We start from the raw sequence: 25,308 nt of genomic DNA, 5'->3' as shown, positions 1-25,308 counted from the left end.
TTCGGCGGTACGGCACGGCAGACGAACTGAGGACGATCTGCGGGAATGGCGATTCAGGCCAGGTGCGGTAGCACTAGCGGTAGCGCTAGGGAAGTCAGGAAGGTGAGGTTCGCGGTGAGCATTCTTTTAATATAAAAAGTTTATGCCGATTGTGTCAAGCAAAACCTAGCAAAAGTCACGACTGCGCGCATCGAGCTTGCCGAGCAGGTGCGACATGTCGACGAGGCGCCTGGCGACGAGGTGACGCACTTCGCCTTCGCGCTGCCACACGCCGTACACGCCCAGCAGCGACGCGTTCAGCACTTCGCGCCGCTGCTGTTCGACGAGCTGCGGCCAGACGATCACGTTGATGTTGCCCGTCTCGTCCTCGATGGTCAGGAACAGCACGCCCTTCGCCGTGCCGGGGCGCTGGCGCACGGTGACGATGCCGCACGCGCGCGCCAACTGGCCGTTCTGGAAATCGTGCAGCACGTCGGCCGGCAGGAAGCGCTGCGCCAGCAGCCGGTCGCGCAGCAGCGCCAGCGGATGGCGGCCCAGCGTGAGGCCCTGCGCGCGGTAGTCGCCGACGATCTCCTCGCCCTCCTGCGGCGCCGGCAGCTCGGGCACGTCCTCGACGGGCGCCGTGGGCTTCAATAAATCCTTGTCCGGCACGGCGCCGGCCGCCTCCCACAAGGCCTGGCGGCGGTGGCCCGCCAGCGGTCCGAGCGCATTGCCGGCCGCGAGCACCTGCAAATCGCCGCGATCGAGTCCCGCGCGGCGCGCGAGGTCGGCGACGTTCGTGAACGGCCGGAGCGCGCGCGCGAGCTCGATGCGCTCCGCCGCTTCCTGTGCCATCCCGCGCAGCATATGCAGGCCGAGGCGCACGGCGGGCTGGCCGCGTGCATGATCGTCGAGGTCTTCCAGCGTGGATTCCCAGGCGCTGATCGTGATGTCGACGGGACGCACCTCGATGCCGTGCCGGCGCGCGTCCTGCACGAGCTGCGACGGGCTGTAGAAGCCCATCGGCTGGCTGTTCAGCAGCGCGCACAGGAACGCGGCGGGCTCGTGGCACTTGAGCCAGGAACTGGCATACGCGAGCAGCGCGAAGCTGGCCGCGTGCGATTCGGGAAAGCCGTATTCGCCGAAGCCCTGGATCTGGCTGAAGATCTGCTCCGCGAACGACTGGTCGTAGCCTTTGGCCAGCATGCCGCCGACGATGCGCTGGTAGTATTTTTCGAGCCCGCCCTTTCTCTTCCACGCGGCCATCGCGCGGCGCAGCTGGTCCGCTTCGCCCGGGGTAAAACCGGCCGCGAGGATCGCCACCTGCATCACCTGCTCCTGGAAGATCGGCACGCCCAGCGTGCGTTCCAGCGCGACCTTCATGTCCGGGCTCGGATACTTGACCGGCTCCTTCTGCTCGCGCCGCTGCAGGTACGGATGCACCATGCCGCCCTGGATCGGGCCGGGGCGCACGATCGCGACCTGGATCACGAGGTCGTAGAACGTCTTCGGCTTCATCCGCGGCAGCATGCTCATTTGCGCGCGCGATTCGATCTGGAAGACGCCGACCGTATCCGCACGGCGGATCATCGCGTAGGTGGCCGGATCGTCGTGCGGGATGTCCTGCATCTCGAACGTCGTGCCATGGCGCAGGCCGACCAGTTCGAACCCGCGGCGCAGCATCGACAGCATGCCGAGCGCCAGCACGTCGACCTTCATGAGGCCCAGTTCCTCGAGGTCGTCCTTGTCCCACTGGATCACGCTGCGGTCTTCCATCGTCGCGTTCTCGATGGGGACCAGGCGCGACAACTGCCCGCGCGCCATCACGAACCCGCCCGGATGCTGCGACAGGTGCCGCGGAAAACCGAGCAGGCGCTGCGCCAGCGACGCCCATTGCTGCGACAGCGGCGCGTCCGGATCGAGCCCGCTCTCGGCCAGGCGATTGAGCAGGTCGGCCTTGCTGTCGAACCAGTGGTGCTGCTTGCAGACCTTGTCGACGATGGCGAGGTCCACGCCGAGCGCGCGGCCGCTGTCGCGCAGCGCGCTTTTCGGGCGGTAGCTGATGACGACGGCCGCCAGTGCCGCGCGCGTGCGTCCGTACTTCCGGTAGATGTACTGGATGACTTCCTCGCGGCGCTGGTGCTCGAAGTCGACGTCGATGTCGGGCGGCTCGTTCCGCTCCTTGGAGATGAAGCGCTCGAACAGCAGGTTGCCGCGCGCCGGGTCGACTTCCGTGATGCCCAGGCAATAGCACACGGCGGAATTGGCCGCCGAGCCGCGGCCCTGGCACAGGATCTGTTGCGAGCGCGCGTAGCGCACGATGTCGTACACGGTCAGGAAGTAGTGCTCGTAGCGCATCTCGGCGATCAGCGCGAGCTCGTATTCGATCTGCGCCTGGACCTTCGCGGGGATGCCCTCGGTGAAGCGCCGGTGCGCGCCGATCCACGTCTGCTCGCGCAGGTAGCTCGCGGCCGTGTGGCCGGCCGGGACCACTTCGTCCGGATATTCGTAGCGCAGCTCTTCCAGCGAGAACGTGCACAGGCGCGCGATGCGGACCGTCTCGTCCAGCGCCGCGCGCGGATAGATGTTCGCGAGGCGCACGCGCGAGCGCAGGTGCTGCTCCGCGTTCGGCGCCAGCTGGTAGCCGCACTGCGCCACCGGCTTGCCGGCGCGGATGGCCGTCATCGTGTCCTGCAGGGGCTTCCTCGAACGGACGTGCATCGTCACGTGGCCGCACGCGACGATGCGCATGCCGTGCTGCCACGCCACTTCCTCGATGGTGGCGCGGTGCGCGTCGTCGAACGCGCGGTGCAGCAGCGTGAGGCCGAGCCACGCGCGGCCGGGGAACGTCTGCGCCAGCCACGCGGCCTGCCGGTGCAGGCGGTCGACGTCTTCGGGCATATGGCCGGGGTAGGCGGGCAGCAGGATCGCCAGGCAATCCGGCATGCCGCGCAGGTGCTCGAGGCCTTCGGGCGGCGCGTCGAAATCGGACGGATGCAGCCGGTACGTGCCCTTCTCGCTGCGCGTGCGGCCCAGCGTGATCATCTCCGACAGGTTGCCGTAGCCGTTGCGGTTCTGCGCCAGCAGCAGGAGGGAGAGCGCGCGGCTGCCGTCTTCCGGATGCTGCAGATGAAAATGCGCGCCGACGATGAACGGCAGCTTCGCCCGCTTCGCTTCCGCATGCGCGCGCACGACGCCGGCCAGCGAGCACTCGTCCGCCAGCGCCAGCGCCGTGTAGCCCAGCTGCACGGCGCGGTCCACCAGTTCTTCCGCATGCGATGCGCCCTGCAGGAACGAAAAGTTCGACAGGCAAAACAGTTCCGCATACGCCGGTAGCCCTGCCGCCGCGCCGAGGTGGGGATCGTGCGTGGGTGGACTCAGGCGGGTCGGCGGAAGATTTGGCATGGCATTTCAGGCAAAATGGTGTATTATGAAATACTGTATATAAACCCAGTATATCCGACGAACCCGACCTTGCCAAATATGCACATCCATTCTTTGCGCTGCTTCAGTTCCCGTCCAGGTACCGGGAACCCGGCCCTCGTCATCGAGGACAAAGAACAAGACCCGGATGCACGCCAGGCCCTCGCCCGCGCGCGCGACACGACCTGCGTCTTTATCGACGTGGGGAGCGACGGTGCGCTGTCCGTCGATTACTACTATCCGCACAAGCGCAGCCCGCTGTGTCTCCACGCGACGCTGGCCGTGGCGGCCGTGCTGTTCGCGCGCGATCCGCACGCGGGCGCCATCGCCGTACGCACGGCGGTCGAAGGACAACATCTGGAACTGGTGCGGGGCGGCGAGGAATATTTCGTGCGATTGTCCGCGCAGCCGGTGGCGGCGCGGGACGTCGGCGCTGACGTGGCGGCCGAACTGCTGGGCGTACCGGCGGCGTCGCTGGCCACGCCGCCGCGCGTGGCGTCGGTCGGCAGTCCCAAGCTGCTCGTGAAGGTGGCGGATACGGACGCTTTATATGGCCTCGCGCCCGACCTCGCACGCATCGCCGCGTGGGGCAAGGAAGCGGGCGTGAACGGCATCTACGCGTGGTGCCGCCGGGACGACGGCACGTTCGAGGGCCGCAACTTCAACCACCTCGACCCGCGGCTGGAAGACAGCGCGACGGGCGTCGCGGCCGGTGCGCTGACGGCGTTGCTCGGCCTCGGCATCCGGCTGCGCCAGGGCCGCGCGACGGGCGGCGATTGCCTGATCCGCACGCGCAAGGAAGGTGCCGCCATCCTCGTCGGCGGCGCGGTCGAAACCATTTGATTCGCAGGCGTTGTACCCCCCAACCCACTCATCAAGGAGACCGAAATGGAACGGAACGTCGTAGGCTGGTTCGAAATCTATGTGGACGACATGAAGCGCGCCCGCGCTTTCTATGAAGCCGTGTTCGAAGCAAAACTGGATAACCTCGCGCCGGAAGGCGACGCCTCCGGCCTGGAGATGTGGGCGTTCACGGGCGACCCGAACGCCGGCGGCGCGGCCGGATCTATCGTCAAGATGGAAGGCTGCAAGGCCGGCGGCAACAGCACGATCGTCTATTTCAGCTGCGCCGACTGCGCCGTCGAGGCGGCGCGCGCCGCCGCGAACGGCGGGCGCATCTTCAAGGACAAGTTCTCGATCGGGCAGTACGGCCATATCGCCCTCGTCGAAGATACCGAGGGCAACATCATCGGATTACACTCGATGAATTGAAGTCAATAAATTAATTCAAGCCTGGGGCGCCATCCAGGCGAGTTCCCAGATATGGCCATCGAGGTCTTCGAACCCGTGGCCATACATGAAGCCGTGATCCTGCGGCGGGCGCGGCGCGCGTCCGCCGGCAGCAACGGCTTTCGCCACCAGCGCATCCACTTCCTCGCGGCTCTCGCAGCTCAGGCAGACGAGGACTTCCGTCGCTTCCTTCGCCTGCACGAGGGGCTTGTCGACGAACGTCTTGAAGAACGGTTCCGTGAGCAGCATCGCGTAGATGCTGCCGTCCGCGATCACCATGCAGGCGCCGCTCTCGTTGGTGAACTGGGGATTGAACGTATAGCCCAGCGCCTCGAAGAACGCCTTGGATTTGTCCAGGTCCTTGACGGCCAGGTTGACGAAGATCTGCTTGTTCATGATGCCTCCTAGTGTTGGGTGAAATGGATGCCACATGCCTACGACGATCGGGGCATCGCGAAATCGACATGAACACCGGGGTCAGAGCCCGATTTTGGGCAATTTCCAAAAATCGGGCTCTGACCCCGGTTTGACGTTTGTCAGCCGGCGAGGAAACCGCTCAGCTTCGCCAGGTCGATATTGCCGCCGCTGACGAGAATCCCGACCTTCTTGCCGCGCAGTTCATCCTGCATGCGCCGCGCCGCCGCGAACCCGAGGCAGCCGGTCGGCTCCACGACGATCTTCATGCGCTCGGCGAAGAAGCGCATGCATTGCACCAGTTCATCGTCGGTGGCCGTCAGGATGTCGTCGACGTCGCGCCGGATGATCGGGAACGTGATATTGCCCAGGTGCTGGGTCTGGGCGCCGTCGGCGATGGTCTGCGGGGTGTCGATGTGCACGATCGCGCCGCTGCGGAACGATTGCTGGCCGTCGTTGCCCGCTTCGGGCTCCACGCCGTACAGGCGGCATGACGGCGACAAAGCGCGCGTGGCCAGCGCGGAGCCGGACAGCAGCCCGCCGCCGCCCAGGCACACGAAGAACGCGTCCAGCGGCCCGACTTCCTCGAACAGCTCCTTCGCGGCCGTGCCCTGCCCCGCGATCACGTCCGGATGGTCGTACGGCGGGATCAAGGTGAGGCCGTGCTTCTGCGCGAGGTCGCGGCCGATCTGTTCGCGGTCTTCCGTGTAGCGGTCGTACATCACGACGTTGCCGCCGTAGCCGCGCGTGGCGGCGACCTTGGCGGCGGGGGCGTCCTGCGGCATCACGATCGTGGCGGGGATGCCGAGCAGCTTCGCGGACAGCGCGATGGCCTGCGCATGGTTCCCCGACGAGAACGCGACGACGCCGGCGCGGCGCTGCTCCGGCGAGAACTTCATCAGCGCGTTGTAGGCGCCGCGGAACTTGAAGGCGCCCATGCGCTGCATGTTCTCGCACTTGAAAAAGACCTGGGCGCCGAAGGCCTCGTCGACGGTACGCGACGTCAGCACCGGGGTACGGTTGGCGGCGCCGGCGATGCGGGAGGCCGCCTGGACGACGTCATCGTAGGTAGGGAGCGAAGGTGTGCTCATCCTGTTTTCCTTTTGGGTTGGTCGATGGGTGGCAGCATTCTAATCCTTCCTTGTTGTACTTATGAGACGTCCAATGGTTGCCTTCATGGAAATTCATTAATATGCAATTTTTCCCTGGAGCCCACCCCTTGAAACTTACAACGATCCGCCAGTCCGTCCTGCTGGGCCTGTACGGCAGCGCGGCACTGGCTTTCGCGCCGGCCGCCTTGGCACAAAATGCCACCGCGCCCGCCGCTTCCGACGCCAATATCCAGAGCGTCAACATCGTCGGCTCGCGCCGCGTCGGCAACACGTCGTCCACCGATACCCCGGTGCCCGTCGACTACATCCCGCTGACGAAGGCCGCCGAGCAGAGCGGCCAGTTCGACCTGGCCCAGACCCTGGCCAACATCTCGCCGTCGTTCAACTCGACGCGCCAGACCGGTGCCGACGGCGCCGACCTGGTCGACTCCGCCGCGCTGCGCGGCCTCGGCTCCGACCAGACCCTCGTGCTCGTGAACGGCAAGCGCCGCCACACGACGGCCCTCGTGAACCTGTTCGGCGCGCGCAACCGCGGCAACACGGGCACGGACATGAACGCGATCCCCGTCCTCGCCATCAAGAACGTGCAGGTGCTGCGCGACGGCGCCGCCGCCCAATACGGCTCGGACGCCATCGCCGGCGTCATCAACGTGGAACTGCGCAAGGACCTGGGCTGCGAAGCGGTTGCCGGTTTCGGCGAATATTCGAAGCACGACGGCAAGAACTGGCTCGCGTCGGCCTACTGCGGCGTGGCCGTGGCGGACGGCGTGCTGGGCATCACCGGCGAATACTACGACCGCGGCCGCTCCAACCGCTCCGACCCGGGCAGCCTGCGCATCATCGGCGACACCAAGTCGAAGAACGAGACCGTCTACCTGAACGGCGAATTCCCGGTCGGTCCGGGCAAGCTGTACGTGACGGCCGGCGCGCAGACGCGCGACGCGTCGTCGGCGGCATGGGCACGCGGCGGCATCGGTTCGGACGACATCCCGTCGCGCAACTCGGCCGCCATGTACCCGGGCGGCTTCGTCCCGTTCATCAATGGCGACATCGACGACCGCTACGGCATCATCGGCTACCGCACCCGCATCGGCGACTGGGCCAGCGATTTCTCGCAGACCTATGGCTACAACCGCATGCGCTACGACATCGCGCACACGCTCAACGCGTCGATCGCGAACCTGGACCTGATCAACGGCGGCAAGGGCATCAGCCCGACGCAGTTCGACGCCGGCGGCTTCTCGTTCCGCCAGCTGACGACCAACGCCGACTTCAGCCGCTTCTACGACGACATCCTCGGCGGCCTGAACGCCGCGTTCGGCTTCGAGTACCGCAAGGAGAATTACCAGATCTTCGCGGGCGAGCCGGGCTCGTACAACGACGTCGACGGCCTGGGCTTCGGCGGCAATGCCGGCAGCCAGGGCTTCCCGGGCTTCCAGCCGGGCGACGCCGCCAACCGCGACCGTCACAGCAGCGCCGCCTACCTCGACTTCGAGGCCGACATCGCCCCGCGCACCAAGCTGCAGGCTGCCGTGCGCCACGAGCGCTACTCCGACTTCGGTTCGACGACGACCGGCAAGGTCGCCGGCGCCTTCAAGGCCACGGACGACCTGCTGCTGCGCGCCTCGGCCAGCACGGGCTTCCGCGCACCGTCTCTGCAACAGGTCTATTTCTCGTCGACCTTCACCGACTTCGTCGCCGGCGTGCCGATGGACGTCGTGCTCGCGCCGAACGGCGGCAAGGTCGCCAACGCGGCCGGCATTCCGAAGCTGCATGAAGAAAAATCGAAGAGCTACACGCTGGGCGCGACGTGGACGCCGACGAAAGCCATCTCCGTCACGGCCGACCTGTACCACATCCAGATCGACAACCGCATCGTGCTGTCGGGCCGCTTCGACGCCGACAACTACCCGGCCCTGGGCGCCATCCTGCAGAACCTGGGCGTGGGCCAGGCGCAGTTCTTCGTGAATTCCGTCGACACGCGCACGCGCGGCCTGGACCTGACCGCGTCGCACCGCACGAACCTGGGCGCCGGCAAGCTGGCCACGTATCTCGCCATGAACTTCAGCAAGACCGAAGTGACGGGCGTGCATGCCCCGGCCGCGCTGGCCGGCTACGAGGACGTGCTGCTGTCCGAACGCGAGCGCCTGTTCATCGAGCAGGGCGGCCCGCGCCGCAAGGCCACGCTGGACTTCGACTACACGCTGGGCCAGCTGGAATCGGACTTCCGCATCATCCACTACGGTCCGCAGACGCTGGGCACGTTCTCCGGTCCGCCGGTGCCGAACCAGTATTACAAGGCCAAGACGTCGGCCGACCTCGCGTTCACCTGGTCGTTCACCGAGAAGACCAAGCTGACCGTTGGCGGCACCAATATCTTCAACGTGCATCCGACCCAGCAGAATCCAGATGAGACGGATAATGGCTTCAAGTACGAAAGCGTGCAGTTCGGCCTGAACGGCGCGGCTTACTTCGCGCGTCTGTCGCACAAGTTCTAAAACTTACGCGCACCTGAAATACCGTCATCCCCGCGCAGGCGGGGATCCAATTTTGCGTGAGCAGTAGTGACGCATGCAGAACTTGGGTCCCCGCCTTCGCGGGGACGACGTTTACAACGACGATTCCACAGCGAACTGAACGCATCTCCCAAGCATCGTCGCGTAACGCACACGAAACGAAAAATCGAGTCCGTCCAACCTGTGTTATGTTTCATCGCTGATGCATAACCAGATTGTCGACGGATCGATATGAGCTTCCCCAACGAAACCATAGTTCCCGACAAGGTGACTGTCGGCCCGCCAGGCCCGCCCCTGCTGTCGCTCGTCGTGCCGTTCTACAACGAGCAGGAGATGATCCCGCATTTCTTCAGCGGCGTGATCCCGGAACTCGAACGCATTCCGAACATCCGCTTCGAGATCCTGTGCGTGAACGACGGCAGCCGCGACCGCACGCTCGACTCCCTCATCGCCTACGCCCACGCGGATGCGCGCGTGCGCGTCGTCGACCTCACGCGCAATTTCGGCAAGGAGGCGGCGCTGACGGCTGCCATCTTCGAAGCACGCGGCGACCTCATCGTCCCGTTCGATGCTGATTTGCAAGACCCGCCCGAGGTCATCGGCAAGCTGGTCGAGAAATGGCGTGAAGGCTATGACGTCGTGCTGGCCAAGCGGGCCGACCGCGAGTCCGATTCGCCGCTGAAGAAATGGACCGCGCAATTTTTCTACCGCATCCACAACGACATGGCCGACCTGCCGATCCCCGAAAACGTCGGCGACTTCCGCCTGTTCACCCGTAACGTGGCCAACGCCTTGAAGACGCTGCCGGAATCGTGCCGCTTCATGAAGGGCCTGTTCGCGTGGGTCGGCTTCAAGACGGCCGTCGTCGAATACAAGCGTGCGCCGCGCGCGGCGGGGAAGACCAAGTTTTCCGGCTGGAAGCTGTGGAATTTTGCGCTGGAAGGCATCACCAGCTTTTCGACCTTGCCGCTGCGCATCTGGACTTACCTGGGCGTCTCCGTGGCAATCTTCGCGCTGACGCGCGCATTCTGGCTCGTCATCCGCACGATGCTGTACGGCGTCGACGTGCCCGGCTATGCGTCACTGGCGACCGCCATCCTGCTGCTCGGCGGCATCCAGCTGATCGGCATCGGCGTGCTCGGCGAGTACGTGGGCCGCATCTACCTGGAGTCGAAAGGACGCCCAGTGTACCTCGTGCGCAAGCGCTACGAAAAGGCGATGGCCCATGCCTGAACGCGGCGGCGTGGCCCGCTTCCTGATGTACGCCGCAGTCGGCGCCGCCGGGACGGCCGGACATTATGCCTTCCTGGTCACGGCCGTGTCGCTGGGCGTGCTGGCGCCCGTGCCGGCGTCCGTCATCGGCGCCCTGGTCGGGGCCGTCATCAATTTCGTGCTGAATGCGGTCGTTACCTTCCGCGGACACGCGCACTCGCACCTGGCCTGGCGCACGGCCGCGCGCTTCTTCGCGACGGCCGGCGTCGCCGCCGCCCTCAACGGCGCCGCGATGGCCGTGCTCGTGAACGGCGCGCGCCTCGACTATCGCCTGGCCCAGGTCCTCGTGACGGGCACGCTGCTGTGCGCCACCTATGTCGTGAACTCGCTATGGACATTTCAAGCCAGCAAGGCCCGCTGACGCCCCTGTCGACCGCCGCACCACGCGGGCGCGACATCCCGCAGGCCCGCTTCTGGACGCTGGCGCTGCTCGTGACAGGCCTCGCCCTGCTGCTGCGCCTGCCGACCCTGGCCGGCCGCTCGCTATGGCTGGACGAGACGTACAGCGCGTGGTTCGCCGCCGTCCCGCTGCGCGAACTGTGGACGAGCGTGCCGCTGTACGAGACGCATCCGCCCTTTTACTACACCCTGCTCAAGGGCTGGACCGCGCTGTTCGGCACGCACGAGGCGGCGCTGCGCAGCCTGTCCGTCCTCGCCAGCGTGCTGACCGTGTTCGCGCTCCCCGCTGGTGCGCGCTGGGCGCGGCTCGGCGCGAAGGCGGAACGCGTCGCGCTGCTCGCCGCCCTGTTCCTTGCCGTGAACGCGGCCAGCATCCAGTATGCGCAACAGGCCAGGCCGTACGCCATCCAGGCGCTGGCCGGGTCGCTGGCCGTGTTCTTTGCCGCCATGCTGGTACTGTCCTTCGTGCGACCAGATCCCCGCCGGTGGTGCTGGATGACCGGCCTTGCCGTCAGCACCGGCCTGACGATGTGGCTGCACAACACGGGCGTGTTTGCCGCGCTGGGGATGTGGACGGGGATGACGATCGCGCTGCTGGCAGGCACGCCCGGCCCGCGCCGCCCGCAGATCCTGGCCGTGGCTGCCGCCGGCATCGGCGCACTGCTCGTGTGGTCGCCGTTCGTGCCGATGCTGATCGAGCAGAACGCGGCGATGGCGCACCTGGCGTACTGGATCCGTTTTACGCCGCGTAACGTCACTGCGGCGTGGACCGTCATCAGCGGCGGACAGGTGCTGCACTACCCCGTCGCGCTGCTCGTGCTGCTGGGCTTCGCGTGGTTGTGGCAGCGGGCGCGTGCCCATTTCTGGCTGCTCGCGTGCGTGCTCGTGCTGCCGATCCTCGCGCTCGCCGGCTACAGCTATGTTGTGAAGCCGGTGTTCCTGTCGCGATTGTTCCTGTGGCTCGGGCCGTTGGGGATGGCGTTGACGGCGCTGGGCGTCGTCCGGCTGCCGTCGCGCTGGCGGCTGCCCGCCGTCGCCGTCGTGCTGGCGCTGTCGGCCCATGCGGTGCTTGGCTTTTATCGCTCGCACACGGAAGACTGGCGCGGGATGCTGGCGCAGGTGGCGCGCGACAGCCGGCCGGGCGACGTCGTGCTCGCGTTCCCGAACGAAGTGCAGATGCCCGTCACCTACTACATGAAGTCGGGACCGGCCGTCGCCTATCTGCCGGGCCCCTTCCCAGCGCTGCACCTGCCGCGCACGTACACGGGCAACTCCGGCGCGCCGAACATCGCGCCCGAGGACGTCGCGCGGATCCGGGCGCTGACGGCCGGGCATCCGCGCGTGTGGCTGATCGAGCGGCTGGCGAAGCTGTACGATCCGGACGGAATCGTGATGAAGGAACTCGCCAATCGCTACCGGCTGGTGCAGACCATCGAAGGCAACGGGGCGAACATCCGGCTGTACGAAGCCGCTGACGGAACACTTAGGCCGGGAAGGTAACGGTCGCTTCGAGTCCGCCCAGCCGCTTCGATTCGCCCAGCGCCAGCGTCGCCCCATGCCGCTCCGCGATCGACTTGATAATGGCGAGACCGAGCCCGCTGCCCTTCGCGTCGCTGCCCGGCACGCGATAAAAGCGATCGAACACGCGCTCGCGCTCCGCCGGCGGGATGCCCGGACCGCTGTCTTCCACGGTCACGGTCACGCCGCGGTGTTCCGCCACCACCGACACATCGACCGTGCCGCCCTCCGGCGTGTACTTGATCGCATTGTCGATGAGGTTGCGCAGCAGGATCATCAACGCGTCCGGCTGCCCTTCCACTGCGGCGCTGTCCGCGCGCGGCAGGCCGAGGTCGATCTGCTTCGCGGCCGCGACGCCGGCCAGTTCCGCGACGGCCCGCCTGGCCGCGCCGGCGATGTCGACCGGCTGGCGCGGCGCGCCGCCCGCGACGCTCGCTTCCTGGCGCGCCAGCACGAGCAGCTGCTCGACCAGTCGCGTCGCGCGTTCGATGCCGGCCGTCAGGCGAGAGACGGCGACGCGCTTCGCGTCCGGGCTGTCCGAGCGCTCCAGGCTCTGCACCTGCAGCTTCAGGGCGGCGAGCGGCGTACGCAGCTCGTGCGCGGCGTCGGCGACGAAATGCTGCTGGGCGTCGAACGCCGTGCGCACGCGGCCGAACAGCAAATTCAATTCCTGCACGAGCGGGCGCACCTCGTCCGGCAGGCCGGCCTCGGACACGGGCGACAGATCGTCCGCCTGGCGCGACGCCACCTGCTTGCGCACGCGCGCGACGGGTTCCAGCGAGCCGCTCACGACCCACCACACGACCAGCATCAGGATCGGCATCATGACGGCGATCGGGCCCAGCGTGCGCAACGCGAGATTGCTGGCCATGCTGCGCCGCACGGCGAGATCCTGCGCGACCTGCACGGTCTGGTTATCGGTCTGGATCGAGAAGATGCGGTACGTGGTGCCGTTCGCGCGCACGTTGGAAAAGCCCAGCACGGCGCGCTGCGGCAGGTGCGCGTGCGACGCGCTGCGGAACACGCGCACGCCGTCCGGCGACCACACCTGCACGACGAGGTCGTCGTTGCCGCTGATCGGGGTGTCGGCGTCGGCGGTCTCGGTGCTCGTCAGCGGCACGCGCGAACGCAGCGACAGCGCCATCTGCTGCATGTGGTAGTCGAAGATCTGGTCGGCGTCGTTGAGGGCCGTGCGATACGCGATGGACGCCTGCGCGACGGCCGCGATGGTGATCGCCGCCAGCAGGAACCACAGCAATCGCCCGCGCAGGGAATGCGTGACCCGGACTTTCATAAGGATGCCTTCACACCTTCGGGACCATGTAGCCCACGCCGCGCACGTTCTGGATCAAGTCGCTGCCCAGCTTCTTGCGCAGGCCGTGGATATAGACCTCGACCGCATTGCTGGACACTTCGTCGCGCCAGCTGTACAGCTTTTCCTCGAGCTGGGCGCGCGACAGCACGGCGCCGGGACGCGCGACGAGCGCTTCCAGCACGGCCCATTCGCGCGCCGACAGCACGACCGGCTGGCCGTCGACCAGCACTTCGCGCGTGGCGGGATTCACGGCGATGTTCTTGTACTCGAAAATGGGCTCGGCACGCCCGGCGGCACGCCGCAGCAGCGCGCGGATGCGCGCCAGCAGTTCGTCGAGATCGTAGGGTTTGAGGACGTAGTCGTCCGCGCCGGCATCGAGCCCGGCGATACGCTGGGAGACGGCGTCGCGCGCCGTGGCGACCAGCACCGGCGTGCGGTCCTTGCGGGCGCGCATCGCACGCAAGACCTCGAGCCCGTCCTTGCGGGGCAGGCCCAGGTCGAGCACGACGAGGTCGTAGTTCTGGTTCTGCATGAGGGCCGTGTCGGCCATCTCGCCATCCTTGACCCAGTCGACGGCGTAGTGCTCGGCCCTCAGCAGGTCGAGCACTACTTCGCCGATCATCGTATCGTCTTCCACCAGCAGCAGCCGCATCCAATCCCCCGATTCTTTGAAACCAGTGCCGATATCAGACGTTACGATCCATCAGCTGATCGGCACCGGGATGAAGATCTTCTCATCCCCGCGCTGAACCAGCAAGGCCACCGACTTGGCGGACTTCTTGACGACGTCGCGCACCTGGGCCACCGACGCCACCGGCTTGCCGTTCACGGCCAGCACGACGTCACCCGGCTGCACGCCGGCCACGGCTGCCGCGCCGCCCGCATCCTCGACCACGAGACCCGCCGCGACGCCGACCTGGCTGCGCTCGGCGGGATCCAGCGGACGCAGGGCCAGGCCCAGCTTGGCGCCGCCGTCGATGCCGGCGAGGTTGTCGCGGCTGGCCGGATCCGCCTTGGCGCTGGCCAGCGTCGCGGTCACCTGCATCTCCTTGCCTTCGCGCCAAACGTCCATCGCCAGCCTGTCGCCCGGCTTGGCGATCGCCACGATGGCCGACAGGTCGCCGCCCGAGATCAGGGCCTGGCCGTTGACCTTGCGGATCACGTCGCCCGCCTTGAGGCCGGCCTTCTCGGCCGCGCTGCCGCGCTCCACGTTCGCCACGAGCGCGCCGTCCGGCGACTGCAGCTTGAACGCATCGGCGAAGCTCTGGCCGACGTCCTGCAGGCTGACGCCCAGCTTCGCGTGCTGCACCTTGCCGGTCGCGACGATCTGGTCCTTGATGCGCACGGCGACGTCGATCGGGATCGCGAACGACAGGCCCTGGTAGCCGCCCGTCTGGCTGAAGATCTGCGAGTTGATGCCGACGACCTCGCCGCGCGTGTTGAACAGCGGGCCGCCCGAGTTGCCCGGGTTGACCGCAACGTCCGTCTGGATGAACTGCACGCCGTTGTTGTCGATGGTGCGGCCTTTCGCGCTCACGACGCCGGCCGTCACGGTCGACTCCAGGCCGAACGGCGAACCGATCGCCAGCACCCATTCGCCGACCTGCAGATTGCGCGTGTTCCCGAGCGGGACGACGGGCAGGTTTTTCGCATCGATCTTCAGCACGGCGACGTCGGTGCGCGGGTCGGAGCCGAGGACTTTCGCGCGGTATTCGCGGCGGTCCTGCATCTTGACCGTGACTTCGTCGGCATCGCGCACCACATGCGCATTCGTCAGGATGACGCCGTCCGGGCTGACGATGAAGCCCGATCCGGCGCCGTAAACGAGTTCCCCGCGCCCGTTGCCGCCGCGCGGTTGCTGCGGCTGGAAGCGGCGGAAGAATTCGAAGAACGGATCGTCCTCGTCGAACTGCGGCATCTGGCGCTGCGACACCTTGGTCGTACCGACGACGCGGATGTTCACGACGGCCGGGCCGTTGTGCGAGACGATCTTGGTAAAGTCCGGCAGGGCTACGCTGGCAGGATTGCCGGCCACGGGTGCCGGCGTGGCCGCCACGGGAGCCGGGGTGGCGGCGGGGTTGGGTGTGCCAGTGGCGGCCGCTGCGGCGGCCGCCAAGGCGTTATTGTGTTCGACTGCGATCGCGCCGACCGCGCCGCCAATGACACCGGCCGCGCACAGGGCCAGCGTGAGACGTTTTGCGGTGATGGCAGTAACGTTACCGTGGTTAGACATCGACGTGCTCCCAGATTGGAAAAAGTGGTTCTGAAAACTGCTCTTTTCGTAGGGAGTATATTGGCGCAGCAGTCTTAGACGTCCCTTAAGCTGGAGAGCGCCTGCGTTTCGCCGTTTTCGCGAGCGAAGCGCGCAGGCTCACGCTGACGGGGAAGGTGCGCGTGACGGGGCGGTTGAAGCCGTAGCACAGGTTGAGCAGCTCGGCGATGCCGTTCCTGGTCATCTCGCGCCAGGGGATGTGCACGGACGTCAGGCGCGGCGCCGAATACGCGGCGGCGGGCGCGTCGTCGTAGCCGATCACGGACACGTCCTGCGGCACGCGGATGCCCGCTTCGTGGAAGTACGACAGCGCGCCGAGCGCCATCTCGTCGTTGGCGCAGAACAGCGCGGTGAACGGCCGCCCGGACGCCACCAGTTCCATCGCGGCGGCCCGTCCCTCGGCCGAGGAAAAGTCGCGTTGCGAGATCCAGATGTCGTCCGTGGCGATGCCCGCCCCGGCCAGTTCGCCCATGAAGCCGGCGATGCGGTCGACGTTGTCGGCGGCGGTGCCCGGTCCGGCGATGACGGCGATGTCGCGGTGCGCATGATCGAGCAGCGCCCGCGCCGCCAGCCGGCCGCCGAGCTTGTGGTCGACCGTGAAGCACTGGCCGGGCATGCCGTCGAAGCTGTCGTTCAGGGCCACCACGCGCGTGCGCTTGGGCCCCAGCGCGGCGAGGTCTTCCTCGGTGAGCGGCGACGTGAAGAGGACGACGCCGTCGCACCCGCGCTCGATGAGGAAGTTGACGCCGTCGATGGCCTGGCGCCGCTCGTCCTCGCGGCTGACGCCGAACGCCACCATCATGTGCATGCCGGCGCCGCGCAGTTCCGTGTCGATGATCTGCAGGATCGACGTGTAGAAGGTGCCGGACAACAAAGGGATGTACACGCCGATCATGCGCGACGTGCCGTAGAGGAGTGAACGCGCCGCGTGCGACGGCCGGTAGCCGAGTGCGGCGATGGCCTTCTGCACGCGTTCCATCTTGGCCTGCGACACCGATCCCTTGCCGCGCACGACGCGCGATGCGGTGCCCAGGCCGACTCCGGCCATGCGGGCCACGTCCTTGATGGTTGACACTTGTCTCCCCGGTTGGTCTGGTTTTTGGGCCCAAGCATACTGCAAGCCGGGGCATTTATCCACGTTTGCGGTCTACTCTCCCCGGTCGTCGCGATGCGGCGCGCGCCCGGCGGCACGAAGCGGCCGGCGTGGGCCAGCCCGGCTGGACGAGCGGGTTACCGAATTGCCGCGAACACAGCCAAGAAAAAAGGCGCCGAAGCGCCTTTTATTCGAGGGTGACGACGCGATTACGCGGCGTGCTGTTGCTGGCCCGGTTGTTCCAGCACTTGCACGTTGTCGGTGTTGCCGTTGGCATCGGCGATCGCGATCTTGCGCGGCTTGAATGCTTCGGGCACTTCGCGCACCAGTTCGATGGTCAGGATGCCGTTGTCGAAGCCGGCGCTGACGACCTTCACGTGGTTGGCCAACTGGAAGCGCTGTTCGAAATCGCGCTGGGCGATACCGCGGTGCAGGAAGGTGCGCTGCACGTCATCCTTCTGCTTGCGGCCGGTCACGAGCAGGGTGTCGCGTTCGGAGGTGATCTCGATTTCGCTGCGGGTGAAACCGGCGAGCGCCATCACGATGCGGTATTTGTCTTCCGACACCAGTTCGATGTTGTACGGCGGGTAGCTCGGCGCGCTTTCGGCGCGTTGCTCGAGCAGATTCACCAGGCGGTCGAAGCCGATTGCGGAACGATACAGGGGGGACAGGTCAAAAGTACGCATGATTCGATATCCTCTAAAAAGTACAAGCGATAAGTTGACGGACCTCATCGTGAGCATCCGTTGGAACCAATCTAATGGCCACCTTCCACCTTTTCAAGGCGTACAAAATATATTTTTTAAGGCCTGTTTTAAAATTTTGTTTTGATCGCTGCCCGGTGGAATCTCGGCCGATTGCGCAGTGCTACACTCGGCCGTTTATGTCTCTCCGCCAGGGTTTCAATCAATGACCGCTTCCAAGTTTGCTTCGTCCGTTTCAGCTGCCGCGCTCGCGCTGGCGCTGGCCTTCCCGGCACATGCCGACGTGCCTGCCCCCCTCGACCAGCCCTACCCCGGCACCATCGTGTTGAACGTCGACGCGACCGATCTGTCGCAGCAGGTCTTCCGCATGCACATGACGATTCCCGTGAAGCCCGGCCCGCTCACCCTGCTGTATCCGCAATGGCTGCCCGCGAACCACGGCCCGAACGGCCCGATCACGCAGCTGGCGGGCCTGAAGTTCACGGCGAACGGCAAGCCGGTCGAATGGAAGCGCGACCCGGTGCAGGTATACGCGTTCCACCTGACCGTCCCCGAGGGCGCGACGAGCCTGGAGGCCGAATACCAGTACCTGTCGCCGCTGGAGCCGGGCCAGGGCCGCATCACGATGACGGACGATATCCTCGGCGTGCAGTGGATCTCGACGACCCTGTACCCGGCCGGCTACGTCGCGCGCGGCATCAACGTGCAGGCGAACCTGAAGCTGCCCGCGGGCTGGCAGTACGCCACCGCGCTGGAGACGGACAACCGCGCCGGCGACGACGTGCATTTCAAGTCGAGCGACCTGGAGACGCTGATGGATTCGCCGCTGTTCGCGGGCCGCTACAGCAAGCGCTTCGACCTCGACCCGGGCGGCAAGGTGCCCGTCCGCCTGAACGTGTTCGCCGACAGCCCGGAAAGCCTGGAAGCGAAGCCCGAGCAGATCGCGGCGCACCGCGCGCTCGTGCAACAAGCGTATAAACTGTATGGTTCGTATCACTACGACCACTACGATTTCCTGTTCGCACTGTCCGACGAATTCGGCGGCATCGGCCGCGAGCACCACCAGTCCAGCGAGAACGGCGTCAAGCCGGGCTATTTCACCGACTGGGCCAAGAGCGAGACCGGACGAGACCTGCTCCCGCATGAATTCACGCACTCGTGGAACGGCAAGTTCCGCCGCCCGGCCGGCCAGAACGTCCCCAACTTCAACACCCCGATGGACAACGAGCTGCTGTGGGTGTACGAGGGGCAGACGCAGTACTGGGGCAATGTGCTGGCCGCGCGTTCCGGCCTCGTCTCGGCCGCCGGCGCGCGCGACGCGCTGGCCGCGAGCGCCGCGCGCTACGACAGCGTCGCGGGCCGCGCGTGGCGCGCCGTGCAGGACACGGTCTACGACCCGATCCTCAACGCGCGCCGCGGCCTGGGCTGGCCGAACTGGCAGCGCAGCGAGGATTACTACGTCGAGGGCATGCTGATCTGGCTGGACGTCGACACGCGCATCCGCGAACTGTCGGGCGACAAGCGCTCGCTGGACGATTTCGCGCGCGCCTTCTACAGCGTGAACAACGGCAGCCACCTGCCCGCTTTCTACACGTTCGACGACGTCGTCGCGACGCTCAATCAAGTCCAGCCGTACGACTGGGCGCCTTTCCTGCGCGCGAAGCTGGACGGCCACGGCCCGGGCGCCCCGCTGGACGGCCTCGCCCGCGCCGGCTGGAAGCTGGTCTACACGGACACGCCGACGGACTACCTCAAGGGTGTGGACGACCGCAACAAGGTGCTGGACCTGACGTACTCGCTCGGCTTCACGGTCACGCAGGACGGCGCCGTGCGCAACGTCGTGTGGGACGGCCCGGCTTTCCGCGCGGGCCTGGCCGCCAACACGACCGTCATGGCCGTGGGCGACCGCGTCTACAAGCCGGAACTGTTGAAGGCCGCGGTCAAGGATGCGAAGGACGGCAAACCCATTCGTCTGCTCGTCAGGAAGGGCAACGTGCTGCGCACGATCTCGCTCGACTACCGCGGCGGCCTGCGCTATCCGCGCCTGGAACGTATCGAGGGCACGAAGGACCGTTTGACGACGATCTTCTCGGCCCTGAAGTAGGTCATCAAACTGTCATATTTGCCCCGTAAGCTGGACCTGCCGACAACAACAAACAGGGGGGCAACATGAAATGGATCCGAGAACTGCGCGCCGCACGGCTGCGGCGCACCTCGCCCTGGCAGGCCGCACTTGCGGACCTGCCGGCGGGACTGGAGAGTCAATGGCGCGCGAGCGCCCCACGCGAATACGAAGGCATCCGGACGGATGCCTTTTTTTATACCCGCGCGGCGGAAGGCCTGCTGCGCTTCTTCGACGCGGTCCGGCACAGCGGCCGGCCCTGCGCGCTACCGTCGGAGGCGGCGGACTCCGTGTGGCACGCGTGGCTGCGCTGGAATCCCGCCTCGCTGGAACGCTTCTGCCTGCGTCACTTCGGCGTGGTCGTGCCGCACGTCGAACGGGCGGCGCTCGCCGGGAACGCCCTGCTGCACACGTTCGCGGCCTGCCGTGAACGCGACGGCATCCAACCGCGCAGCATGCGCCTGCCCGCGCTGTTCGGCCTGGACGCGCAACTCCGCATGCCGGGCGGGCACGGTTACTGGAGCCGCGCCGGCGAGATCGTCCACGCGCGCCTGAACGAACGTGGGCGCGGCATGTGGCGCGCACGGCCGCATCCGGAACTGGCGCTGACGGTGCTGGTTGCGGCGGGCGTCGTCGACCGGCACCTGCTGGCCGCCCACCTGGGCGGGCGTGAAGCCACCGCCGACGGGGGTTCCTGCGGCGGCATGGCCTTCGCAGACGGTGGCGACCCCTGCGCCGATGGTGGCGGAGGCGACGGCGGGGGCGACGGTGGCAGCGGTTGCGGCAGCAGCTGCGGGGGCGGGTGCGGCGGGGACTGAGGTGTTACACCGTCGTTCCCGCGCAAGCGGGAATCCATGCTGAACAACCGAATTCGGTATCTTGGCGACATACCGGTGTGCTTGATAGGTCGACTTTGAGGCCTCAGAATGGGTTCCCGCCTGCGCGGGAACGACGGCATCGCGTTCAGCGGATGATCTCCGCCAGCTCGGCCGCCACCTGGCGTCCGATCAGGTGGATGTGCCAGCCGTCGACGAACCCGTGATGCGCCTGCACGGAAAACGGCAGCTGCAGGCCGTCCGGCCCGTCGCGGAAACGGCCCCACGCGAACGACGGGATGTCCGGCGCGGCGATGGACGCCATCGGATGCTGGATCGAGGTGAAATCGAGCCACGGCATGCAGGTGACGAACACCTGGTCCTTCGCGTCGCGCGGCGACATCGTGCGGTATTTGACGTTCAGCTCCGTCATGGTCGACGCCTCTTCCCGCGCCGCCATGCCGCGCGCGACGAATTCGCGCACGTCGTCGGACCAGTCGAACTGCGCGAAATTCAGGTCGCCGTGCTGGTTCATCACGGTGAACGACGGCACCAGGCGGTCGATGCGGATGACCTCACCGTCCACGATGCGGTAGCGGAAGTTCTCCACCTTCAGCACCGCGCGCAGCACGGCGCACAGCATCACGTGGAACGGCGCCAGGCCCTGCGCTTTGCACCACGGCCGGAAATCGGGCACGTCGAGCGTGAAGCACAGGTTGACCGCCGGGCTTTCCATGCGGTCGAAAAAATCGAAGCGGTCGCGCCGCCGTTCGAACCCGATCATGCGCCGCTCCCGTCGAGATAGCGCGCGCTCCACGCCGAGATGACGCCGGCCACGTACGCGGCATCCTCGCGCCGCGTGATCAGGTGGTCCATGCCGTCGAGCGAGATGAAACTCTTCGGATGCTGCGCCAGCTCGAAGATGCGGGTGGCGTTGTCCATGCTGACGGTGTCGTCCTGCGGCGCGTGCATCACGAGCAGCGCGCGGCCGAGGGTCGCGATCTTCTCATGCAGCCGGTGTCGGCCGGCGTCTTCGACGAAGTGCTGGCGGATGTTGAAATCGCGCCCGGCCAGTTTTACCCGTGCCTCGCCCAGTTGCGCGATCGTGTCGAGGTGCTCGCCCAGCAGCGTGTTCACGACGTAATGCGGATCGCTGGGCGCCGCGATCGTCACGATGGCCTTCGCTTCCGGCACGCGCTGGGCCGCCGCCAGCACGGCCGCGCCGCCCAGGCTGTGGCCGATCAGGAGCTGCGGCGCCGCGAATTTCGCGCGCATGGTGTCGGCGGCCGCGACGAGGTCTTCGACGTTGGACGAAAAATTGGTGTCGGCAAAATCGCCGTGGCTGGCCCCGAGGCCGGCGAAGTCGAAGCGCAGCACGGCCACGCCCAGGCTCGCGAGGCCGCGCGAGATGAAGGTGGCGGCCAGCACGTCCTTGCTGCAGGTGAAGCAGTGGGCAAAGATGCCGTAGGCGCGCGGCGTGCCGGTGGGGGCGTCCAGCTTGGCGGAGAGCTTGCCGTGGGGGCCGGGAAAGTCGATACGTTCGGTGAGCATGATGGTTCCGTGTTCGTTGCAGTGCGCATTGTGGAACAAGCCGGCAATCTTTGCTTGAAATCGCGTTCCGCGGGTGGAAATGCGTGAGCTTTCGGGTCCGCGAAGGCGTTATGCTGGAGGCTTACCTGAAGGAGAACCCACATGCGCCTCATCATCGCCCTGGTCCTGCCCTGGCTGACCTTTTTCACCATCGGCCGCCCTATCGCCGGCATCATCTGCCTGATCCTGCAAATCACGCTGATCGGCTGGCTGCCGGCCACCATCTGGGCCGTGTATGCGCTCAGCCAGTTCAAGACCGACCAGAAGATCGAGCGGGCGCTGCGACAGCGGGCATGAACGTACCGGGGCGCCTCCTGCCGTTGCTGGTGCTGCTGACCGCCTGCGGGCAGCCCCTGGCGCCGCAGGCACCGTTGGTGCCCGCCTTGGCAACAGGCCTGGATGCGTACCGCACGGCTGCGGCGTCCGGCACTGCCGTCTACGCAATCGACCCGGGCGCTTCGCTGGTGGCCGTGACGGTACGCCGCGGCGGCCTGATGGCGCGGCTCGGGCATGACCACGTCGTGGCCAGCCACACCTTGACCGGCTATGCCGCGCCCGGCATGGGCCGTGCCGACGTCTCGTTCCGCCTCGACCAGCTCACGATCGACGAACCGCAACTGCTGCGCGACGCCGGCATCGGCATGTCGCCGTCGCCGGAAGCGGTCGAAGGCACGCGCAAGAACATGCTCGGTCCGGTGCTCGACGCCGAGCGCTATCCGGTGGTGACGCTGCATGCCGAACTGCCGGCGGACGGCCGCCTGCGCGTGGACGTCACGCTGCACGGCACGACGCGCCGGCTGGAACTGCCGGCCGCGGTGCAGGTCGACGCGGCCCAGGTGACCGCAAGCGGCGCGGCGCGCCTGAAGCAGACCGATTTCGGCATCACGCCATTCGCCGTGGGCGCCGGGCTGCTGGCGGTGCAGGACGAGATCGCGGTAAGCTTCAACATCGTCGCCCGGCGCTGGACCCCGCCTGTGAAATAAAAAACGCCGTGTTCCAAGGGAAGACGGCGAAAAGGACAACCATGCATCGATGCCGGTACCGCAGCGGCGGGACCGATGGTCGCCGCCGCACAGGCCCGGGAAGCGTATCAACGTGTCTGGCCGGGGGTCTTGTTCACGGGTTGGCGGGCCTGGTTGCCTTGCAAATTGCCCTGGGCGCTGACTTTGCCGGCCGGACCTTCGGCCTCGACGCGGGCACTGGCTTCGTCACCGCCGCTTTGCAGGTTGCCCTGGTATTGTGCGCCGGCCTTGTTGCCGCGTGTGCCGTTGCCTTCGAACGGATCGCGGAAGCTCTTGATGGTTTCGTCCTGCTGGCGCAGGCTCTTGTCCGTTTCTTCGGCAGCGGCGCGGGTGACGTCGTCGGCCAGCACGCGGGCGGTACGTGACGTTTCCTGCACGTGCTGCTCGGCGACGCGCGTCAGGTCGACCTGGGTCGACGCGGCCAGCTGCGAAAGGTGGTGGTGGTAAGCGCGCAGCTTGTCGGTAGCGGGCTGGGCATGCGCTGCCGCGACCGACATCGCGTCGGCCGGGCGATCGATCGTCAACAGGCGCTGGCCGGCATTGGCGACTTCCTCGAACAGTGTCTGGTTCAACTGCATATTCAGTTGGCCGGCCTGCTGGAAGGCACGCGACATGACCTGGGACAGTTCGTTGAAGAAAGCGACTTGGGCGTCGATGTGCGAGCGGAGGGCGGGATTGACGGATTGCGGGAATGGATACATGGAGTACCTTTATTTAAAAAGTAAGTAACGGGAATGCGATGGGACGCCGGAGGGATGCGCGAGGCGCGTGGCGTTCGACGGGCGGAGCAGCATGGCTGCCTCGAAGGATGACGATCGCTGAAGATCGCGTGCAAGTGGCTTACTATGCGCTCTTTTTGGCGCGCACGCCGGAAATCCGTAAATGTATTTTCGTGTAATGGGCGCCGGAAAGAGAAGTTTGAAATCGCCAAGGCGCCGCGCAAAACGCGTCAGCCGCCCGGTCTGGCGAGCCCGGGCGCATGCTGCGCATACGCGAGCGCGGCGGACAACAGGTCGTAGCGATACGGGCCATAACAATAGCGTCCGTGTTCGTACACGATGCCGTGCGCCGCCATGTGCAGCCGTTCTTCCGGCGTCGGACCGGCCCATTGCTTCCACTGGCGCGGCGTCGTGTCTTCGCGAAAACCGGGCCTGTCCCGGTCCTGTCGTGCATACGCGAGCGCGTCCGCGATGCGCTCGTAGCTGTATTCCCGATAGTGATAGGCGCGGCCGTCGAACGAAATACCTAAAGCGGTTGCAGAGGGTGGCAGAACAGGTGATGCGTCCATGATGTCCTCACTGGAAAGGCGCGACGCCGGTGGCCGGGACGGCAAGATGCCACCCTGAAGATACACCAGGATGGCGCTTCACCCGGCACGTTACGCATTGCCCTGTCCGGGTGGGAATGCGTGAGCTTTCGGGAGCGTTGAGTTGCTATGCTGCGTGTTCCATTGAGGGAGGTTGCCGTGAGGTTCGCCATTGTCGAGGGTACGAAAAGCGTCGCCGGTCTGCTGTTCTGGTCGGCCGGACACGTCGTCAACGCCCTGGTCCTGCTGGCGGGCGGCATATATGTCCTGTTCTGCGTCGCCTGGCTGCACGCGCCGCTGCTGGACGTCCTGCGCGTGACCGCCACGATGGCGCTGCCGGTCCTCGGGCTGGCCTGGCTGTGCCGCTGGGGCGGGCGGCGGTTGTGGAAACCCGCGCCCGCGCCCTCGCCCGTCAGGCGCGGATTGGTGGCCGTGGCCGGCGTCGCCGTGGTCATCGCCTGCGGCTCGGTCGTCCGCACCGGCGTACGGGACTACCAGTGCAGCGTCGACCGGTCCCGGCACGCGGCCGGCACGCAGAAGGATGGTGTCGAGCACGTGTGCGCGATCGATCTCGATCGTTACGACATCGGGTTCCAGTCGCTCGCGAGGGCCACCCGCAAGCTGGCGTTCCCGCCGGTCGACCTGGCGCACACGCCGTTCGCGCAGTTCGAGAGCCTGGGCGGCCGGGCCGAATTTGTCAACGACATCCCCTCGCGCCTGTACCGCGGCTTCCGCATGCCGGACGGGCACCAGGTCACCCTGTTCGAACACGACATGTCCGCCGACGGCAGCCGCAGCTGGCGCGATCCGAAAGACGAGCCGGAACGCATCAATGGCCTGCCGGCCAGGCTCGTCATCCTGGAAACCTCGTCAGGCAAGGCGGTCTCGGTGCTGTCCTGGTTCGAAGGGCGGCGCGGATACCAGTTGTGGGTCGATGCCAACGTCGTGCGCGTTCCCTTGCGCGACCGGTTGTTCGCGCTGGCCGCATCGCTGCCGCGCGCCATCCCGGCCTGCCCCAACGAGCCGCCGCGCCCACCGCTGCGCTTCGATGCGGACGGCAATCCTGTCGCCGAGCCGATGCCCCAGGTACTGACGCAGGCGCAAATGGATGCCATCGTGGACGGGAGCAGGCGGCCCTGCAAATGA

23 protein-coding genes are annotated in these 25,308 nt (G+C 66.7%); 11 read left to right on the top strand and 12 right to left on the bottom strand.

Going from position 1 to position 25,308, the window contains the following annotated elements; genetic code table 11:
* Positions 1-165 precede the first annotated feature (165 nt).
* The gene (locus ASD28_RS28260; RefSeq protein ID WP_082577186.1) at positions 166-3,384 is read right to left on the bottom strand and encodes an error-prone DNA polymerase; all 3,219 of its coding nucleotides are present in this window, start codon (positions 3,382-3,384) and stop codon (positions 166-168) included.
* 78 nt (positions 3,385-3,462) lie between these two features.
* Between ASD28_RS28260 and ASD28_RS28255 the strand changes: the two genes are divergently transcribed.
* Positions 3,463-4,245, top strand: coding sequence for a PhzF family phenazine biosynthesis protein (locus ASD28_RS28255; RefSeq protein ID WP_056136577.1), 783 nt, complete (start codon positions 3,463-3,465; stop codon positions 4,243-4,245).
* A 45-nt stretch (positions 4,246-4,290) separates the two neighbouring features.
* On the top strand, positions 4,291-4,674 hold the full coding sequence (locus ASD28_RS28250; RefSeq protein ID WP_056136576.1) for a VOC family protein: 384 nt from the start codon (positions 4,291-4,293) through the stop codon (positions 4,672-4,674).
* Positions 4,675-4,689: 15 nt separating this feature from the next.
* Here ASD28_RS28250 and ASD28_RS28245 read toward each other — a convergent pair whose 3' ends face one another.
* A complete protein-coding gene (locus ASD28_RS28245; RefSeq protein WP_176936259.1) occupies positions 4,690-5,088 on the bottom strand; it encodes a VOC family protein in 399 nt (132 codons plus the stop codon).
* Between the two features lie 140 nt (positions 5,089-5,228).
* The gene (locus tag ASD28_RS28240; RefSeq protein ID WP_056136573.1) at positions 5,229-6,197 is read right to left on the bottom strand and encodes a threo-3-hydroxy-L-aspartate ammonia-lyase; all 969 of its coding nucleotides are present in this window, start codon (positions 6,195-6,197) and stop codon (positions 5,229-5,231) included.
* 128 nt (positions 6,198-6,325) lie between these two features.
* Between ASD28_RS28240 and ASD28_RS28235 the strand changes: the two genes are divergently transcribed.
* The 4 genes from ASD28_RS28235 to ASD28_RS28220 all read left to right on the top strand — a co-directional run bounded on the left by ASD28_RS28235 (position 6,326) and on the right by ASD28_RS28220 (position 11,905).
* Positions 6,326-8,716, top strand: a complete 2,391-nt coding sequence (locus tag ASD28_RS28235) for a TonB-dependent siderophore receptor (protein ID WP_229412065.1) — start codon at positions 6,326-6,328, stop codon at positions 8,714-8,716.
* A 249-nt stretch (positions 8,717-8,965) separates the two neighbouring features.
* Positions 8,966-9,967 carry a glycosyltransferase family 2 protein gene (locus tag ASD28_RS28230; RefSeq protein ID WP_056136569.1) on the top strand — a complete coding sequence of 334 codons (1,002 nt, stop codon included), beginning with the start codon at positions 8,966-8,968 and terminating at the stop codon, positions 9,965-9,967.
* Complete coding sequence (locus ASD28_RS28225; protein ID WP_056136566.1) at positions 9,960-10,367, top strand: GtrA family protein; 408 nt, start codon at positions 9,960-9,962, stop codon at positions 10,365-10,367. Before ASD28_RS28230 ends, ASD28_RS28225 begins: the two co-directional genes overlap by 8 nt.
* Positions 10,337-11,905 carry a glycosyltransferase family 39 protein gene (locus ASD28_RS28220; RefSeq protein ID WP_056136564.1) on the top strand — a complete coding sequence of 523 codons (1,569 nt, stop codon included), beginning with the start codon at positions 10,337-10,339 and terminating at the stop codon, positions 11,903-11,905. Before ASD28_RS28225 ends, ASD28_RS28220 begins: the two co-directional genes overlap by 31 nt.
* Here the strand turns inward: ASD28_RS28220 and ASD28_RS28215 are convergent.
* From ASD28_RS28215 to ASD28_RS28195, 5 genes are all read right to left on the bottom strand, one after another.
* Positions 11,889-13,217, bottom strand: a complete 1,329-nt coding sequence (locus ASD28_RS28215) for an ATP-binding protein (RefSeq protein ID WP_056136562.1) — start codon at positions 13,215-13,217, stop codon at positions 11,889-11,891. The two genes, ASD28_RS28220 and ASD28_RS28215, sit on opposite strands and share 17 nt — an antisense overlap.
* 10 nt (positions 13,218-13,227) lie before the next feature.
* Complete coding sequence (locus tag ASD28_RS28210) at positions 13,228-13,890, bottom strand: response regulator (protein ID WP_056136559.1); 663 nt, start codon at positions 13,888-13,890, stop codon at positions 13,228-13,230.
* 51 nt (positions 13,891-13,941) lie between these two features.
* Positions 13,942-15,471, bottom strand: a complete 1,530-nt coding sequence (locus tag ASD28_RS28205; RefSeq protein ID WP_056136557.1) for a Do family serine endopeptidase — start codon at positions 15,469-15,471, stop codon at positions 13,942-13,944.
* A gap of 85 nt (positions 15,472-15,556) precedes the next feature.
* The gene (locus ASD28_RS28200) at positions 15,557-16,585 is read right to left on the bottom strand and encodes a LacI family DNA-binding transcriptional regulator (RefSeq protein ID WP_056136555.1); all 1,029 of its coding nucleotides are present in this window, start codon (positions 16,583-16,585) and stop codon (positions 15,557-15,559) included.
* Between the two features lie 227 nt (positions 16,586-16,812).
* A complete protein-coding gene (locus ASD28_RS28195) occupies positions 16,813-17,289 on the bottom strand; it encodes an Hsp20 family protein (protein ID WP_056136553.1) in 477 nt (158 codons plus the stop codon).
* A gap of 223 nt (positions 17,290-17,512) precedes the next feature.
* Here ASD28_RS28195 and ASD28_RS28190 point away from each other — a divergent pair, with 223 nt between their 5' ends.
* Entirely contained in the window at positions 17,513-19,411 is a 1,899-nt protein-coding gene (locus tag ASD28_RS28190) for a M61 family metallopeptidase (protein ID WP_056136551.1), read from the top strand.
* 65 nt (positions 19,412-19,476) lie between these two features.
* Positions 19,477-20,247 (top strand): hypothetical protein, encoded by a 771-nt coding sequence (locus ASD28_RS28185; protein ID WP_056136549.1) that lies wholly within the window; start codon positions 19,477-19,479, stop codon positions 20,245-20,247.
* A 145-nt stretch (positions 20,248-20,392) separates the two neighbouring features.
* On the opposite strand, the gene ASD28_RS28180 is transcribed toward ASD28_RS28185, so the two are convergent.
* Together ASD28_RS28180 and ASD28_RS28175 are read right to left on the bottom strand one after the other, a co-directional pair.
* Positions 20,393-21,028 carry a CatA-like O-acetyltransferase gene (locus ASD28_RS28180; RefSeq protein ID WP_056136548.1) on the bottom strand — a complete coding sequence of 212 codons (636 nt, stop codon included), beginning with the start codon at positions 21,026-21,028 and terminating at the stop codon, positions 20,393-20,395.
* Positions 21,025-21,795 carry a S9 family peptidase gene (locus ASD28_RS28175; RefSeq protein ID WP_056136546.1) on the bottom strand — a complete coding sequence of 257 codons (771 nt, stop codon included), beginning with the start codon at positions 21,793-21,795 and terminating at the stop codon, positions 21,025-21,027. The genes ASD28_RS28180 and ASD28_RS28175 overlap by 4 nt, the downstream gene beginning before the upstream one ends.
* A gap of 141 nt (positions 21,796-21,936) precedes the next feature.
* On the opposite strand from ASD28_RS28175, the gene ASD28_RS28170 reads away from it, so the two are divergent.
* The gene (locus ASD28_RS28170) at positions 21,937-22,131 is read left to right on the top strand and encodes a YqaE/Pmp3 family membrane protein (protein WP_056136544.1); all 195 of its coding nucleotides are present in this window, start codon (positions 21,937-21,939) and stop codon (positions 22,129-22,131) included.
* Positions 22,128-22,817 carry a YceI family protein gene (locus tag ASD28_RS28165; protein WP_056136543.1) on the top strand — a complete coding sequence of 230 codons (690 nt, stop codon included), beginning with the start codon at positions 22,128-22,130 and terminating at the stop codon, positions 22,815-22,817. The genes ASD28_RS28170 and ASD28_RS28165 overlap by 4 nt, the downstream gene beginning before the upstream one ends.
* Before the next feature lie 107 nt (positions 22,818-22,924).
* Here ASD28_RS28165 and ASD28_RS28160 read toward each other — a convergent pair whose 3' ends face one another.
* A complete protein-coding gene (locus ASD28_RS28160) occupies positions 22,925-23,557 on the bottom strand; it encodes a phasin family protein (RefSeq protein ID WP_056136540.1) in 633 nt (210 codons plus the stop codon).
* A gap of 248 nt (positions 23,558-23,805) precedes the next feature.
* Entirely contained in the window at positions 23,806-24,144 is a 339-nt protein-coding gene (locus tag ASD28_RS32215; RefSeq protein WP_156403735.1) for a hypothetical protein, read from the bottom strand.
* A 177-nt stretch (positions 24,145-24,321) separates the two neighbouring features.
* On the opposite strand from ASD28_RS32215, the gene ASD28_RS28155 reads away from it, so the two are divergent.
* The gene (locus tag ASD28_RS28155; protein WP_056136538.1) at positions 24,322-25,308 is read left to right on the top strand and encodes a hypothetical protein; all 987 of its coding nucleotides are present in this window, start codon (positions 24,322-24,324) and stop codon (positions 25,306-25,308) included.

Source organism: Massilia sp. Root133, from assembly GCF_001426525.1.
GTDB lineage: Bacteria > Pseudomonadota > Gammaproteobacteria > Burkholderiales > Burkholderiaceae_D > Telluria > Telluria orientalis.
Note: the sequence above shows the minus strand (reverse complement) of the source record. Positions and strands in the feature narration are given on the sequence as shown.